The organism is Cellulomonas gilvus ATCC 13127, from assembly GCF_000218545.1.
Classification (GTDB): domain Bacteria; phylum Actinomycetota; class Actinomycetes; order Actinomycetales; family Cellulomonadaceae; genus Cellulomonas; species Cellulomonas gilvus.
Map to the genome: position 1 here is coordinate 1732175 of NC_015671.1, position 15433 is coordinate 1747607.

Genomic DNA, 15433 nt, shown 5'->3' on the forward strand with positions numbered 1-15433 from the left:
AGGCAGCCGCCGGGCTGCGGCGACCTCCGCGACACCCCCTGGGATCACAGTCCGGTCACGGCTGCGCGGCCGACGGCCCCGGCCACGGGTTCGGGCGGGTGACGCGGCGGCGCTAGCGTGCGTCTCATGGACGTCCTGACCGTGGTCTCGCCCGTGTTCGGTGCGCGCTGCAGCGTGCTCGTCGAGGGCCGGTCGTGCGTGGTCGTCGATCCGGGCGCCCTGGTCGCCGACCAGGTCGTGGCGCTCGTCGCCGAACGGGGGCTCGCGGCGCACGGCGTGCTGCTCACGCACGGGCACGTCGACCACACGTGGGACGCCGCCGAGGTCGCGGAGCGGCTGGACGTGCCCGTGCGGCTGCATGCGGCGGACGCGTACCGCCTCGCCGACCCGTTCGGCACGCTCGGACCGCTGGGCGGGGCGGCGCACGACCCGGCCGGACCGCTCGCGCAGGCGCTGCTCGCGGTCGGTGCGGACCCGCGCACGTACCGCGCGCCACGCGACGTGCGCGCGTTCGGCTCCGCCGTGCCGCCGGAGGACGTCGACGGCCGCGACGCGGACGTGCGGCTCGAGCTGGGCGAGCTCGTCGTCGTCGCGCGGCACGCCCCCGGCCACACCGAGGGTTCGACGCTCTACCTGCTCGAGGCGGACGGGCCGCTCGCGTTCACGGGCGACGTGCTGTTCGCGGGCACGATCGGCCGCACCGACCTGCCGGGCGGCGACGGCGCCCGTATGCACGCGACGCTGCGCGACGTGGTCGCGGCGCTCGACCCGGCGACGGTCGTGGTGCCGGGTCACGGGCCGACCAGCACGATGGCGGCCGAGCTCGCCGGCAACCCGTTCCTCGCGCGCGCCTGAGGCGCCCCGCTCCGCGCCTGTCGGACCGGCGCACGGGGCGGCGTCGCTGATCTGGGAGGATCGGGGGCATGGCGCGTCCCACCCCCCTGTCCGGATTCCCCGAGTGGCTGCCCGACGGCCGGATCGTCGAGCAGCACGTGCTCGACGTGCTCCGGCGGACGTTCGAGCTGCACGGCTTCGCGGGGATCGAGACGCGTGCGGTCGAGCCGCTCGACCAGCTGCTGCGCAAGGGAGAGACCTCGAAGGAGGTCTACGTGCTGCGACGGCTCCAGGAGGACCCCGAGGCGGGTGCCGAGCGCGGGGGACAGCTGGGCCTGCACTTCGACCTCACGGTGCCGTTCGCGCGCTACGTGCTCGAGAACGCCGGACACCTCGCGTTCCCGTTCCGCCGCTACCAGATCCAGAAGGTGTGGCGCGGCGAGCGGCCGCAGGACGGCCGGTTCCGCGAGTTCGTCCAGGCCGACATCGACGTGGTCGGTGCCGGTGAGCTCGCGTACCACTTCGAGGTCGAGCTGCCGCTGGTCATGGCCGAGGCGCTCGGTGCGCTGCGCGCGATCGGTCTGCCCGAGGTCCGCATCCTGGTGAACAACCGCAAGGTCGCCGAGGGGTTCTACCGGGGCCTGGGCCTGACGGACGTCGAGGGCGTCCTGCGCAGCATCGACAAGCTCGACAAGATCGGCGCCGACGCGGTCGCGGCGCTCTTGGTGGCGGAGGCGGGCGCGACGCAGGACCAGGCGCGCGCGTGCCTCGAGCTCGCGTCCATCAGCGGCACCGACCAGTCGGTCGTGGACCGCGTGCTCGAGCTCGCGGGCCGCGTAGGTGCGCGCCACGAGCTGCTCGACGAGGGCCTGGCCGAGCTCGGCCAGCTGGTCCGGGCGGCGCAGGACCGCGCCCCCGGCGTCGTGGTGGCGGACCTGCGCATCGCGCGCGGCCTCGACTACTACACGGGCTCGGTGTACGAGACCGTGCTCGTGGGCCACGAGCAGCTGGGCTCGATCTGCTCGGGCGGCCGCTACGACACGCTCGCGTCGGACGGCGCGACCACGTACCCGGGAGTGGGCCTGTCCATCGGGGTCTCGCGGGTCGTCTCCCGCCTGCTCGGCGCGGGCCTGGTGCGCGCCACGCGCTCGGTGCCGTCCGCGGTGCTCGTCGCGGTGTCGTCGGAGGAGGACCGCGACCGGTCGGACGCGGTGGCCACCGCGCTGCGGTCGCGCGGCATCCCGGTCGAGGTCGCGCCCTCGGCCGCGAAGTTCGGCAAGCAGATCCGGCACGCGGACCGTCGCGGCATCCCGTTCGTGTGGTTCCCGGGACCCGCCGAGGCGGGCGGCTCGGCCGATCAGGTGAAGGACATCCGCTCGGGCGAGCAGGTCGCGGCGGACGCGGGGACGTGGTGCCCGCCCGCCGAGGACCTGCACCCGCGGGTCGTGGCCGCCACGGTCAGTTGAGCAGCCCGATCCCCAGGTTCAGGCTCGTCGCGAACGCGAGCCACGCCGCGTAGGGCACCAGCAGCCACGCCGCGACGCGCGAGTGTCTGCGGAAGGCGACGATCGTCGCGACGACGAGGCCGAGCAGCGCCACGATGATGGCGAGCGCGACCCAGATGTGGCGCCCCGCGAAGAACACCGGCGTCCACGCCGCGTTGAGCGCGAGCTGGACGACGTACAAGCTGAGCGCACCGCGTGCGCCCGACCAGCCGGCGCGGCGCCAGACCAGCCACGCAGCGACGCCCATCAGCACGTAGAGCAGGCTCCACGCCGGCCCGAAGACCCAGGGCGGCGGGTTCCACGGCACCTTCTCGGCGTCGGCGTACCACCCGTCGACGGCGGTCCGCGTCGCGAGGCTCCCGAGCGCTCCCACGACGAAGTTGGCGCCGACGAGGACGGCGAGCACGAGCAGGCTGCGCGCGCGAGGAGCGGCGTCGCGGTGCGGGACGGCGTGCTGCGGAGTGATCGCGGTCATGCGTCGACCCTGCGGCGCGCGACGGGCCGCGGCAACCGGAACCACTTGCCCTCGATGCGTACAGGTGTTCGAATGGCGTCATGCGGTGGGACGGGCAGAAGCCGGCGGTCGACGACGGGGCGCTCCCCGGGCTCGGGCTGCCCGGGCTGGTCCGCACGGTGCGCACGCCCGAGTTCGCGGGCGTGACGTTCCACGAGGTGCACGCGCGGACCGCGCTCTCGCAAGTGCCCGCGGCCTCGCAGGTCCCGTTCCGGTGGTCGGTCAACCCGATGCGCGGCTGCCTGCACCGGTGCGTGTACTGCTTCGCGCGGGGGACGCACCGGTACCTGGACCTGGACGCGGGCGAGGACTTCGACACGCAGATCGTCGTGAAGACCAACGTCGCGGACGTCCTGAGGGTGGAGCTCGCGCGGCCGTCATGGGGGCGCGAGCACGTGGCGCTGGGCACCAACACCGACCCCTACCAGCGTGCGGAGGGGCGGTACGCGCTCATGCCGGGCGTGATCGGTGCCCTGGCCGGGTCGGGGACGCCCTTGTCGATCCTCACCAAGGGCACGCTGCTGCGCCGCGACCTGCCGCTCCTGGTGGAGGCGGCGCGAGAGGTCCCCGTCTCGCTCGCGGTGTCGGTCGCGGTGCTCGAGGAGGACCTGCAGCAGACCCTCGAGCCCGGCACACCCACCGCGCGTGTGCGACTCGGCCTGGTCCGCGCCATCCGGGAGGCGGGACTGCCCGTCCACGTGATGGTGGCGCCCGTGCTGCCGTGGCTCACGGACTCGACCGAGCACCTGGACCGGCTCCTGGCCGCGATCGCCGACGCGGGCGCGCAGCGCGCGACGATCCTGCCGCTGCACCTTCGGCCCGGTGCGCGCGAGTGGTTCCTGGCATGGCTCGAGCGCGAGCGGCCGGACCTCCTGGCCGGATACGCGCGCGTATTCCGCGGGGGGTCCTACCCCCACCGCTCCTACCGCGAGTGGCTGACCGCGCGCGTCCGCCCGATCCTGGCGCGGCACGGGCTCGACCGGCGCACATCCGAGGCCTCGGCAGCCGGGGTGCGGTGGCAGCGCGCGGAGCACTCGCACCCCGCGACGGTCGAGGTGCAGCCCACGCTGTTCTGACCGTCGCACCGGCGGGCCGCGTCGTGACGTCCGGCTGGCGGACCCGCGCACCTATGATCGTCTCGGCGCCCGACCGGGCGTGACTCCCGACTCGAAGGACCTTCCGTGCTGCGCACCCACACCGCCGGCTCGCTCCGGGCCGAGCACATCGGCACCACCGTCACCCTCACGGGCTGGGTGGACCGGCGGCGCGATCACGGCGGCGTCGCGTTCGTGGACCTGCGGGACGCGTCGGGCATCGCGCAGGTCGTGATCCGCGACGAGGCCGTCGCGCACGGGCTGCGCGCGGAGTACGTCCTGCAGGTGACCGGCGAGGTCGGCCGGCGTCCCGAGGGCAACGAGAACGCCAACCTCGCGACGGGTGACGTCGAGGTGGTCGCGACCGACGTCGTCGTGCTCAACGAGTCGGCGCCGCTGCCGTTCCAGGTCTCGTCGTCGCTCGACGAGCAGGTGGGCGAGGAGGTGCGGCTCAAGCACCGCTACCTCGACCTGCGCCGTCCCGCGCCCGCGCGCGCCATCCGGCTGCGTTCGCAGGTCAACCGCGCCGCCCGCGCGGTGCTCGAGGCGCACGACTTCGTCGAGGTCGAGACGCCCACGCTCACGCACTCGACGCCCGAGGGTGCGCGGGACTTCCTGGTCCCGGCGCGACTCTCGCCCGGCAGCTGGTACGCCCTGCCCCAGTCGCCGCAGCTGTTCAAGCAGCTGCTCATGGTCGCCGGGCTCGAGCGGTACTACCAGATCGCGCGGTGCTACCGCGACGAGGACTTCCGCGCCGACCGTCAGCCCGAGTTCACGCAGCTCGACGTCGAGATGAGCTTCGTCGAGCAGGACGACGTGATCGAGCTGGCCGAGGAGGTGCTCGTCGCGCTGTGGCGCCTGATCGACGTCGAGATCCCGACGCCGATCCGCCGCATGACGTTCGCGGAGGCGATGGAGCGCTACGGCACGGACAAGCCGGACCTGCGGTTCGGGCTCGAGCTCGTGGACCTCACCACGTACTTCGCGGCGACGCCGTTCCGTGTGTTCCAGGCCCCGTACGTCGGTGCGGTCGTCCAGCCCGGCGGCGCGAGCACCCCGCGTCGTGGCTTCGATGCGTGGCAGGAGTGGGCCAAGCAGCGCGGCGCCAAGGGTCTGGCGTACGTCACGGTGGGCGAGGACGGCGAGCTCGGCGGTCCCGTGGCCAAGAACATCACCGAGGACGAGCGGGCGGGCCTGGCCGCGGCGACCGGTGCGCAGCCCGGTGACGCGATCTTCTTCGCGGCCGGCAAGCAGAGCGAGGCGCGTGCGCTGCTCGGCGCGGCCCGCCTCGAGGTCGGCCGTCGCGGTGGGCTCATCGACGAGAGCGAGTGGTCGTTCGTGTGGGTCGTCGACGCACCGCTGTTCAAGCCCACGGGTGAGGACGACGACGTGGCGGTCGGCGGCGGCTCGTGGACCGCGGTGCACCACGCGTTCACATCGCCGACGCCGGAGTGGATCGACCGGTTCGAGGAGGCCCCCGGCGAGGCCCTCGCGTACGCGTACGACATCGTCTGCAACGGCAACGAGATCGGCGGCGGGTCGATCCGTATCCACCGTCGCGACGTGCAGGAGCGGGTGTTCGACGTCATGGGCATCGGGCCGGCCGAGGCGCAGGAGAAGTTCGGCTTCCTGCTCGACGCCTTCCAGTTCGGCGCGCCGCCGCACGGCGGGATCGCGTTCGGGTGGGACCGCATCGTCGCGCTCATGAGCGGTGCGGACTCGATCCGCGACGTCATCGCGTTCCCCAAGTCCGGCGGTGGCTACGACCCGCTCACGCAGGCACCTGCGCCGATCTCGCCCGAGCAGCGGCGTGAGGCGGGCGTCGACGCCAAGCCGAAGGCCGTCAAGGACGCCGCGACGGCCCCGGAGGCGGCGCCGGCTCCGTGAGCGGAGCGCTCGACCTGCTGCCGGTCCGGTGGCGGTCCGACCGCTTCGTGCGGACGGACGCCCCGGCCTGGCGCGACGTCGTGGTGCGCGGTGACGACGACGCCGTGGTCGTGGTGGTCGACTCCCCGCGTATCGAGCGCGCGGTCGTCGGCCTCGGCGAGCCCGGCCGCGTCCGCGCGCTGCTGCACCAGGTCGCCGCGGAACGCGCGGGCCGCGCGCACGGCTGGATGAGCCTGCCCCGCGGGTCGGCACCCGACGAGGCGGTCCTCTCGCGCCTCGGGCTCACGCCGTTCTCGTCGTGGGACTGGTTCGCGACCGACGTCGCGCCGCCGGAGCCCACGGCGCCGGTCGTGCGGCTCGACCTGGTCGACGACGCTCCCGGGATCCGTGCGTGCCTGGCCGAGGCGAACCCGTCGACGTCGGCCGACCCGGGCGGCCCGCACGAGGTCGCGTGGTTCGGGGTGCGTGCGGGCGCCGAGCTGGTCGGCGTGATCGGTGCCGGCCGGCGAGGTGGTGCCGACGCGACGTCGTGGCACCTGCACGGGCTCGGCGTGCACCCGGACGCGCGGCGTCGCGGGCTGGGCGCAGCGCTCACCGCTGCGGCGACGCGCGCGGGTCTCGAGGCGGGGGCGCCCTGGGTGTCGCTCGGGATGTACGCGTCGAACGAGCCGGCTCGGCGCGTGTACGAGCGCCTCGGCTACGCCTGCGAGGCGCGCTTCGACTCCTTCGGCCCGCCCGGGAGCGGACACCCGCCGGCCTGAGCCCGGGTCACCACCGGCGCGGGGGCGAGCCGTCCGGGTCCGCGAGGCTCGCGTGCCGCCGCGGGGCGTCGTCGACGGTCGGCGGACGTGGCGGCACCACGCGCGCACGTGCGGCCCAGCGCCAGGCGCGTACCACGAGGGCGCACGCGGCGACGACGACGAAGGCCTGGTACGCGAGCCGCGGGAGCGGCGAGGACGGGCCGCCGCCCGTGAGCGCGAGCATGCCCAGCGCGCCCACGCACGCCGCGACGGTCACCAGGACGGCGCCCGCCAGACGGAGGGTGTGCCGTGCGCCGATCGGAGCGCGCACCGCTCACCACCTCCGGGGAGGGTGGGCGTCCGGACGGAGCCCGACGTGGTCGCGCGGCGGTTCTTCCGGTTCGGCGGGTGCCGCGGGGCGCGGGAGGTGGCGCCAGCCCCACACGAGCGCAGCGAGGTGCGCAGCGAGTGCGAGCACGGCGAAGAACGCCGCGAAGGCGGACCCGGGGTCGGGCGCCATGAGCGCGAGCACCACGCTCGTCGCGAGCACCGCGGTCCAGGCGGCCAGCAGGGCCAGGGCGGTCCGCGCCACCCGGATGCGCACCCGGCTGGGCGGTGGTGGTGCAACGACGGCGCGAGGTGGGTGGACGGGAAGCCGGGGCATGTCAGTGCGTGATCTCGAGGCGTCGGTGGAGGCGGGCGGCCCAGGCCGGCGCCCACCAGTTGAGTCGGTCGAGGATCGTCATGGTCGCCGGGACCAGCAGGAGGCGCACGATCGTGGCGTCGATCAGGACGGCGACGGCCAGGGCGAACCCCACCTCCTTGATGACCAGGAGCTGACCGGACACGAAGCCCGCGAACACCAGGATGATGATCGCCGCGGCAGACGTGATGATGCGTCCGGACCGCTGCAGGCCCAGGCGGACCGCCTCGTCGGTGGGGACGCCCTGGTCGTGCAGCTCCTTGATCCGGGAGAGCAGGAACACCTCGTAGTCCATCGCCAGCCCGAACCCGAACGCGATGACGAGCGCGAGGACGTACGTCTCGACGCCACCCGTGGACACGAACCCGAGCGGGCCCTCGAGGTGCCCGTCCTGGAACGCCCAGACAAGCACGCCGAGCGAGGCCGCGAGCGACAGCGCGTTGGTGACCAGCGCCTTGACGGGGATCACGAACGAGCCCGTCATGAGGAACAGCAGCGCGAACGTCGCCAGGGCGACCACCAGCGCGGCCCAGGGCGCACCCCCGGCGAGTGCCGCGACGAAGTCGATCTGTGCGGCTGCCTGTCCGGTCACCCAGGTCTCGAAGTCCGGGTCGAGCGCGCGGATCTGCTGCACGGCGTCGCGGGCGACCGCACCGCCCGGGTCGAGCGAGCCGGGCCGCACCCCGATCACGACGTAGGGACCGGCCGCCGCGGGCGGGTCGACCGTGGCGACCGCGTCGAGCTCGGCGACCTGGTCCGCCCAGGCGGTCGCCTGCGTGAGCGACGTCTCGGCGACGACGGTGACCGCGGGGCTCGTCGAGGCGGGGTAGTCCGTCGCGAGCGTCTCGACGAACTCCCGCTGCGCGCTGCCCATGGGCAGCAGCCCGGTCGTGGAGTTGCGCAGCTCGAGGTGGGCGAGCGGGGCCGCGAGGACGCCGAGCAGCACGACGACGCCGCCCATCACGAGCCACGGGTGCCGCTGGACGCGTGCGGCCAGGCGCGAGAACGCGCCCTCCTCGGCGTGGTCGTCCGACGTCCGCGCGAGCACGGTCCGCACGCCGGGCACGCGGGCCAGGACTCCGGGCCGCAGCATCCGCCGCCCGGACAGGGCGAGGAGCGCGGGCACGAGCGTGAGCGCGGTGAGCACCGCGATCACGACCACCGCGCAGCCCGCGGCCCCGATCGCCCGCAGGATCTGCGGGGGGAACACGAGGAGCGCGGCGATCGAGATGCCGACCGTGAGCGCGGAGAACGCGACCGTGCGCCCGGCGGTGGCCATGGTCGCCTCGACCGCGGCGGCGACGGCGCCGTCACCGCGGCGGCGGCGTGCCGCGCGGCCCTCGTCGTGGTCGACGAGGCGGTGCAGCTCCTCGCGGAAGCGCGAGACGATCAGGAGCCCGTAGTCGATCGACAGACCGAGGCCCAGCACGGTCACGACGTTGACGACCGACGCGTCGACCTCCATGACGTAGCTGAGGCCCAGCACGGTCGCGAGCCCGCCCGCGATCGACGCGAGCGCCCCGGCCATGGGCATCGCGGCCGCGAGGAAGCCACCGAACACGAGCACCATGACCACGAGGGCGAGCGGCAGGGTGATCGCCTCGCCGCGACGCAGGTCCTGCTCCACCTGCGACGTGATCTCGTCGACGATCAGGGGGGTGCCGCCCACGATCCCGGTCACGCGCGGTGCGACGGACCTCAGCTCGGCCGGCACCTCGCGCAGGCGTGCGGCGACGGCGTCGACCGCGGTGGCGTGCTGCGCGCCGGTGAGCGACGGCTCGAGGTCGACGACGACGAGGAAGCCGTCACCCCGCTGCGAGACCAGCGGGGCCGCGGCGGGGTTCTCGACGCCGTCCGGCAGCACCAGCGGGTCGATCACGGAGGCGACGCCGGGGATCTCGGCCAGCTGGGTGCGCGCGGGCGCGAGCGCGTCGGCGAGCTCGGTCGAGGCGGGGTCGACCTGCGAGAGCACGAGCGTGAGCGACGTGCCGCTCTCGTCGGCGTCCTCGAGGATCGCGCGGCCCTGCGTGCTCTCCGAGCCGGGTGCCGTCGGCTCGCCCGTGCCGAGCCGCTCGAACAGGGACTCGCCGTGCACGCCGAGCACCGCGAGCCCGTACCCCAGCACGGCGAGCACGAGCCAGCCCACGACGATGACGCGGGGGTGATGCGCGACGACGCGCCCGAGACGTGCGAACACCCGGTCATCGTCGCAGGTCGCGGCCCCTCGTGTGCGCAGGTGCCCGCGGTGGTGGACCGTCGGTGCGCCCCGCGGGCCGGGGACGTGTGGGCTCCCGGCCGTACGCTGCCCGCATGGACCTGTTCGACGCCGCGACGTCGACCGCACAGGGGATCCCCGCGGCGGCCGCCGGCGCCCCCCTCGCAGTGCGCATGCGCCCGCGCTCGCTCGACGAGGTCGCGGGGCAGGGCCATCTCCTCGAGCCGGGATCGCCGTTGCGTCGGCTGGTCGAGCCCGCGGGAGAGGCCGACCGCCGCGCCGCACCCACCTCGCTCGTCCTGTGGGGGCCGCCGGGCACGGGCAAGACGACGCTCGCGTACCTCGTCGCGACGTCGTCGGGCAGGCGGTTCGTCGAGCTCTCGGCCGTGACCGCGGGCGTCAAGGACGTCCGCGCGGTCGTCGACGACGCGCGCCGTCGGCTGGCCACGCGCGGCGGCGAGACCGTCCTGTTCATCGACGAGGTGCACCGCTTCACCAAGGCGCAGCAGGACGCGCTGCTGCCGAGCGTCGAGAACCGGTGGGTCACGCTCGTCGCCGCGACCACGGAGAACCCGTCGTTCTCGGTGAACTCGCCGCTGCTCTCGCGGTCGCTGCTGCTCACGCTGCAGCCGCTCGGCACGGACGACGTGCGCGCGCTCGTGCGCCGCGCGGTCGCCGACGAGCGCGGGCTCGCGGGCACGGTCCGGCTCGACGAGGACGCCGAGGAGCACCTGCTGCGGCTCTCGGGCGGTGACGCGCGCAAGGCGCTGACCATCCTCGAGGCGGCCGCGGGTGCGGCGTTGTCGGCGCAGCCCGACGTGGCGCCTGCGGTCGTCGACCTCACGACGATCGAGCGGGCGATCGACGTCGCCGCGGTGCGGTACGACCGCGACGGCGACCAGCACTACGACGTCATCAGCGCGTTCATCAAGTCGGTGCGCGGGTCGGACGTGGACGCCGCGCTGCACTACCTCGCGCGCATGGTCGCGGCGGGGGAGGACCCCCGGTTCATCGCGCGGCGGCTCGTGATCTCCGCCGCGGAGGACGTCGGCCTCGCCGATCCGAGCGCGTTGCAGACCGCGGTCGCGGCCGCGCAGGCGGTCCAGCTCATCGGCATGCCCGAGGCGCGCATCGTCCTGGCCGAGGCGGTCGTGCACCTGGCGACCGCGCCCAAGTCCAACGCCGCCTACCTGGGGATCGACCGTGCGCTGGCGGACGTGCGCGCGGGACGGCTGGGCTCGGTGCCGCCGCACCTGCGGGACGCGCACTACGCGGGGGCGCAGAAGGTCGGGCACGGCGCGGGCTACGTGTACGCGCACGACGAGCCGCACGGTGTGGCGGCGCAGCAGTACCTGCCCGACGAGCTCGTCGGCGCGCGCTACTACCGGCCCACCGACCGCGGCTTCGAGCGTCAGGTGACCGAACGGCTCGACCGGATCCGCCAGATCCTCGAGGGCTGACGGCGTGACCCGCGGCACGGATTGGGTCGCGAGGCCTCGGGGCGGGTAAGGTTGACCGGTCGTGCGGCGCCGAGCGCTGCGCGACCACCCCCTGGGGCCCTAGCCCGGACCGCCCGCACGTCGGGTCGGTGCCACGAAGGTCGGCCCCACGCCACCGGACGGACGTCCGGGTGGCGTGACGTCAACGAACACGACAGGAAGTATCGCTGTGAGCAGTGTGACCCGTTCGCGCCGCCAGGTCCGCCTGAGCCGCGCCCTCGGCCTGGCCCTGACGCCCAAGGCCGTCAAGCACTTCGAGAAGCGCCCCTACCCGCCCGGTGAGCACGGCCGTGCGCGTCGTCGCACCGAGTCGGACTACGCGGTCCGTCTGCGCGAGAAGCAGCGTCTGCGCGCGCAGTACGCGCTGCGTGAGAAGCAGCTCGCCCGTGCCTACCAGGACGCGCGCAAGGCGCCGGGCCTGACCGGTGAGGCCCTCGTCGAGATCCTCGAGACGCGTCTCGACGCCCTCGTGCTGCGTGCCGGCTTCGGCCGCACGATCCTGCAGGCGCGCCAGATCGTGGTGCACCGCCACATCCTCGTCGACGGCAAGATCGTCGACCGCCCCTCGTTCCGCGTGAAGCCGGGCCAGACCATCCAGGTCAAGCCGAAGAGCCAGGCGACCACGCCGTTCCAGGTCGCGGCCGCAGGTGCGCACCGCGACGTGCTGCCGGCGCTCCCGGGCTACCTGGACGTCCAGCTCGAGAAGCTCTCGGCCGTGCTGGTGCGCGAGCCCAAGCGCGCCGAGATCCCCGTGACCTGCGAGGTCCAGCTGGTCGTCGAGTACTACGCCCGCTGACCTGCACCACGCACGTCCCGGAGCCCCGTCGAGCCTCGCGCTCGGCGGGGCTCCGGCGTGCGGGGCGTGCGTGGCCCGGGCGGGTGCGAGGTGGACGGACGTCGGCACCGCGCGCGGGTAGGGTGCAACAGTCATCGAGGAAGGACGTGGGATGTCGGTCTCGGACGTCGCGGGCCTGATCGCGGCCATCGCCTTCGTGCTGCTCGTCGGCCTGTGCGCCGTCCCGCTGCTCAAGCTGGGCAGCGTGCTGGACGAGACGCGCGCGTCCGTCAAGGAGCTCACGGATCACACCGTGCCGGTCCTGGACGAGACCGCCCAGCTGGTCGCGTCCTCGAACGGCCAGCTCGACAACGTCGACAAGGTCACGACCGCGGCGGCGCAGGTCTCGCAGAACGTCTCGGCGCTCACCGCGTTGTTCGCCGCCACCCTGGGCGGGCCCGTCGTGAAGGTCGCGGCGTTCTCCTACGGCGTGCGGCGTGCGTTCGGCGGTCTGGCGGCCGGCGCCCGCAAGGGCCGCTGATGCGTCGCCTGCTCTGGATCGGTGTGGGTGTCGCGGTGACCGTCGTCGTCATCCGCAAGGGCCGTGCCCTGGCCGAGGCCTACCTCCCGGCCGGCACGACGGACGTCGTCGACGGCGCCTCCCGGCTGGCACGCGCGTGGGGTACGGCACGGCACGAGTTCGTCGCGGGTATGGCCGAGCGCGAGGCCGAGCTGACGCACGAGCTCGTGGGTGACGTCGACGTCGCCGAGGTGCGCGCGCACCGTGACAGGCACGTCGACGAGCTGCGCGAGGCGTGGGGCGGCCGCCGCACCGGCCGGCCGCGCCGGGACTGGGCCGGTCCGCTCGACGACCCCGACGACGACGCCGAGGCCACCTTCTTCTGACCACGGCGCTCACCGCGCCGACTCGACCACCGCCCGGCCACGGGCTCGAACCACCGAGGACATCATGCGTACCGCCGAGATCCGCCAGCGCTGGCTCGACTACTTCTCCTCCCGCGGTCACGCCGTGGTGCCCTCCGCGCCGCTCATCTCGCCCGACCCGTCCACGTTGTTCGTCATCGCGGGCATGGTGCCGTTCATCCCGTACATGCTCGGCGAGCAGACCCCGCCGTGGCCGCGTGCCACGAGCGTGCAGAAGTGCGTGCGCACGCTCGACATCGAGGAGGTCGGCAAGACCACCCGGCACGGCACGTTCTTCCAGATGAACGGCAACTTCTCGTTCGGGGACTACTTCAAGGAAGGCGCGATCACGTACGCCTGGGAGCTCGTCACGGGCAGCCAGGCGGACGGCGGCTACGGCTTCGACCCCGACAAGATCTGGGTGACGGTCTTCCACGACGACGACGAGGCGGTCGCGCTCTGGAAGCGCATCGCCGGGCTGCCGGACGAGCGCATCCAGCGCCGCGGCATGCGGGACAACTTCTGGTCCACGGGTGCGCGCGGCCCGGCCGGGCCGTGCTCGGAGATCTACGTCGACCGCGGCCCGGAGTACGGCGCCGAGGGTGGGCCCGTGGTCGACGAGGACCGGTACCTGGAGATCTGGAACCTGGTCTTCATGCAGTACGAGCGCGACAACGGCGGCACCAAGGACTCGTTCCCGATCCTCGGCGACCTCAAGCAGAAGAACATCGACACGGGCATGGGCCTCGAGCGCGTCGCCTACCTGATGCAGGGCGTCGACAACCTGTACGAGATCGACGAGGTGCGCCCGGTCATCGACGGCGCGGTCGAGCTCTCGGGCAAGCGCTACGGCGCGGACCGCGACGACGACGTGCGCATGCGGGTCGTGGCCGACCACGTGCGTTCGGGCCTGATGCTCATGGGGGACGGCGTGACGCCGTCCAACGAGGGCCGCGGCTACGTGCTGCGTCGCCTGCTGCGGCGCTCGATCCGCGCGATGCGCCTGCTCGGCGTGGAGGACCCCGCGCTGCCCGTGCTGCTGCCGCTGAGCCGTGACGCGATGAGCGCGTCCTACCCCGAGCTGGTGCAGAACTTCGAGCGCATCAGCAAGGTCGCCTACGCCGAGGAGGACGCGTTCCGCCGCACGCTCGCGGCGGGCACGACGATCCTCGATCTCGCGGTCGCGGGCGCCAAGCAGTCCGTCGAGCCCTCGGCGGGCGCCCGTCCGCTGCTCTCGGGAGCCGATGCGTTCCAGCTGCACGACACGTACGGGTTCCCGATCGACCTGACGCTCGAGATGGCGCAGGAGCACGGCGTGGACGTGGACCGTGAGGCGTTCAAGCGCCTCATGGGTGAGCAGCGCGCCCGTGCGCGCGCCGACGCGCTGGCCAAGCGCGCGGGACGTGCCGACGTCGCGGCGTACCAGGACCTGCACGCCGAGCTGTCGGCGACGGCGGCCAAGCCGGTCACGTTCGTCGGGTACACCGACGCGCAGGCGCGGTCGACGGTCGTCGGTCTGCTCGTGGACGGCGTGCCCGCGCCCGCGGCGACCGCTCCGGCGGACATCGAGCTGGTGCTCGACGTGACGCCGTTCTACGCCGAGGCGGGTGGCCAGCAGGCCGACACCGGGACGATCGTGCTGGACAACGGGGCGCGCATCGAGATCGACGACGTGCAGGCCCCGATCAAGGGCCTGTCGGTGCACCACGGGCGCCTGGTCGACGGCACGGTCGCGCTCGGCGAGCCGGGCACGGCGTCGATCGACACCGCGCGCCGGCAGGCGATCGCGCGCGCCCACACGGCGACGCACCTGGTGCACAAGGCGCTGCACGAGTCGTTGGGGGAGACCGCGACGCAGGCGGGATCGCTCAACGCGCCGAGCCGCCTGCGGTTCGACTTCCGCTCGCCGTCGGCGACGCCCGCCGAGGTCGTCGCGGAGATCGAGGCGCGCGTCAACGAGCGGCTCCAGGACGACCTCGAGGTCACCGACTCGGTCAAGCCGATCGACGAGGCCCGCGCGATGGGCGCGATGGCGCTGTTCGGGGAGAAGTACGGCAACGAGGTCCGCGTCGTGTCCATCGGCGGCGACTGGTCGCTCGAGCTGTGCGCGGGGACCCACGTGCGGCGATCCGGCGAGCTGGGCCTCGTCACGCTGCTGTCCGAGTCCGCGATCGGCTCGGGCGTCCGGCGCGTCGACGCGCTCGTGGGTGCGGGTGCGTACGGCTACCAGGCCAAGGAGCGGGCGCTCGTCTCGCAGCTCACGGGCCTGCTGGGGGCACGCCCCGACGAGCTGGCGGAGCGCGTCTCAGGGCTCATGACCAAGCTCAAGGAGTCGGAGAAGGAGCTCGCGGCGCTGCGCCAGGCGCAGGTCCTGGCGCGCGCGGGCGAGCTCGCCGCGGGTGCGCAGCAGGTCGGCGTGGTGCGCGTCGTGGCGTTCGACGCGGGTGAGCAGTCGCCCGACGACCTGCGCACGCTCGTGCTCGACGTGCGGTCCCGGCTCGGGGAGTCCGCGCCGTCGGTCGTCGCGGTCGGTGGCGTGGCCAAGGGCCGCCCGGTGGTCGTGGTCGCGACGAACGCCGCGGCCCGCGAGGCCGGCCTCAAGGCGGGTGCGCTCGTGCGCACGGCGTCCCAGGTGCTCGGCGGCGGCGGCGGTGGCAAGGACGACCTCGCGCAGGGCGGCGGCACCGACGCGGCGGCGCTCGGTGCCGCGCTCGCCGCGATCGCCACGGCGGTCGCGGGCTGA

General features: G+C 74.0%; 14 protein-coding genes. 10 read left to right on the forward strand and 4 right to left on the reverse strand.

Translation table 11 applies throughout. From position 1 onward, the window contains the following. Positions 1–126: 126 nt before the first annotated feature. Positions 127–855: an MBL fold metallo-hydrolase gene (locus tag CELGI_RS08030; RefSeq protein ID WP_013883621.1), complete on the forward strand. Its 729-nt coding sequence runs from the start codon at positions 127–129 to the stop codon at positions 853–855. A gap of 68 nt (positions 856–923) precedes the next feature. Further along, positions 924–2300, forward strand: a complete 1377-nt coding sequence (hisS, locus tag CELGI_RS08035; protein ID WP_013883622.1) for a histidine--tRNA ligase — start codon at positions 924–926, stop codon at positions 2298–2300. On the opposite strand, the gene CELGI_RS08040 is transcribed toward hisS, so the two are convergent. Continuing rightward, positions 2293–2814, reverse strand: coding sequence for a TspO/MBR family protein (locus CELGI_RS08040; RefSeq protein WP_013883623.1), 522 nt, complete (start codon positions 2812–2814; stop codon positions 2293–2295). The two genes, hisS and CELGI_RS08040, sit on opposite strands and share 8 nt — an antisense overlap. A gap of 80 nt (positions 2815–2894) precedes the next feature. Here CELGI_RS08040 and CELGI_RS08045 point away from each other — a divergent pair, with 80 nt between their 5' ends. The 3 genes from CELGI_RS08045 (at position 2895) to CELGI_RS16465 (ending at position 6595) form a co-directional block, all read left to right on the forward strand. Continuing rightward, a complete protein-coding gene (locus CELGI_RS08045) occupies positions 2895–3929 on the forward strand; it encodes an Rv2578c family radical SAM protein (protein ID WP_013883624.1) in 1035 nt (344 codons plus the stop codon). Positions 3930–4034: 105 nt separating this feature from the next. Then, on the forward strand, positions 4035–5834 hold the full coding sequence (gene aspS, locus CELGI_RS08050; protein ID WP_013883625.1) for an aspartate--tRNA ligase: 1800 nt from the start codon (positions 4035–4037) through the stop codon (positions 5832–5834). Next, positions 5831–6595, forward strand: coding sequence for a GNAT family N-acetyltransferase (locus CELGI_RS16465; RefSeq protein ID WP_013883626.1), 765 nt, complete (start codon positions 5831–5833; stop codon positions 6593–6595). The genes aspS and CELGI_RS16465 overlap by 4 nt, the downstream gene beginning before the upstream one ends. Before the next feature lie 7 nt (positions 6596–6602). Here CELGI_RS16465 and CELGI_RS08060 read toward each other — a convergent pair whose 3' ends face one another. From CELGI_RS08060 to CELGI_RS08070, 3 genes are all read right to left on the reverse strand, one after another. Then, on the reverse strand, positions 6603–6905 hold the full coding sequence (locus tag CELGI_RS08060) for a hypothetical protein (protein ID WP_013883627.1): 303 nt from the start codon (positions 6903–6905) through the stop codon (positions 6603–6605). Between the two features lie 3 nt (positions 6906–6908). After that, on the reverse strand, positions 6909–7166 hold the full coding sequence (locus CELGI_RS08065) for a hypothetical protein (protein ID WP_150104696.1): 258 nt from the start codon (positions 7164–7166) through the stop codon (positions 6909–6911). Between the two features lie 73 nt (positions 7167–7239). Beyond that, positions 7240–9474, reverse strand: a complete 2235-nt coding sequence (locus CELGI_RS08070; RefSeq protein WP_013883629.1) for an MMPL family transporter — start codon at positions 9472–9474, stop codon at positions 7240–7242. 113 nt (positions 9475–9587) lie between these two features. Here CELGI_RS08070 and CELGI_RS08075 point away from each other — a divergent pair, with 113 nt between their 5' ends. From CELGI_RS08075 to alaS, 5 genes are all read left to right on the forward strand, one after another. After that, positions 9588–10952 (forward strand): replication-associated recombination protein A, encoded by a 1365-nt coding sequence (locus CELGI_RS08075; RefSeq protein ID WP_013883630.1) that lies wholly within the window; start codon positions 9588–9590, stop codon positions 10950–10952. A 208-nt stretch (positions 10953–11160) separates the two neighbouring features. Continuing rightward, on the forward strand, positions 11161–11787 hold the full coding sequence (gene rpsD / locus CELGI_RS08080; RefSeq protein ID WP_013883631.1) for a 30S ribosomal protein S4: 627 nt from the start codon (positions 11161–11163) through the stop codon (positions 11785–11787). A 151-nt stretch (positions 11788–11938) separates the two neighbouring features. After that, on the forward strand, positions 11939–12307 hold the full coding sequence (locus tag CELGI_RS08085; RefSeq protein ID WP_013883632.1) for a DUF948 domain-containing protein: 369 nt from the start codon (positions 11939–11941) through the stop codon (positions 12305–12307). Continuing rightward, the gene (locus CELGI_RS08090; protein ID WP_013883633.1) at positions 12307–12672 is read left to right on the forward strand and encodes a hypothetical protein; all 366 of its coding nucleotides are present in this window, start codon (positions 12307–12309) and stop codon (positions 12670–12672) included. The genes CELGI_RS08085 and CELGI_RS08090 overlap by 1 nt, the downstream gene beginning before the upstream one ends. 64 nt (positions 12673–12736) lie before the next feature. Next, positions 12737–15433, forward strand: a complete 2697-nt coding sequence (gene alaS, locus CELGI_RS08095) for an alanine--tRNA ligase (RefSeq protein ID WP_013883634.1) — start codon at positions 12737–12739, stop codon at positions 15431–15433.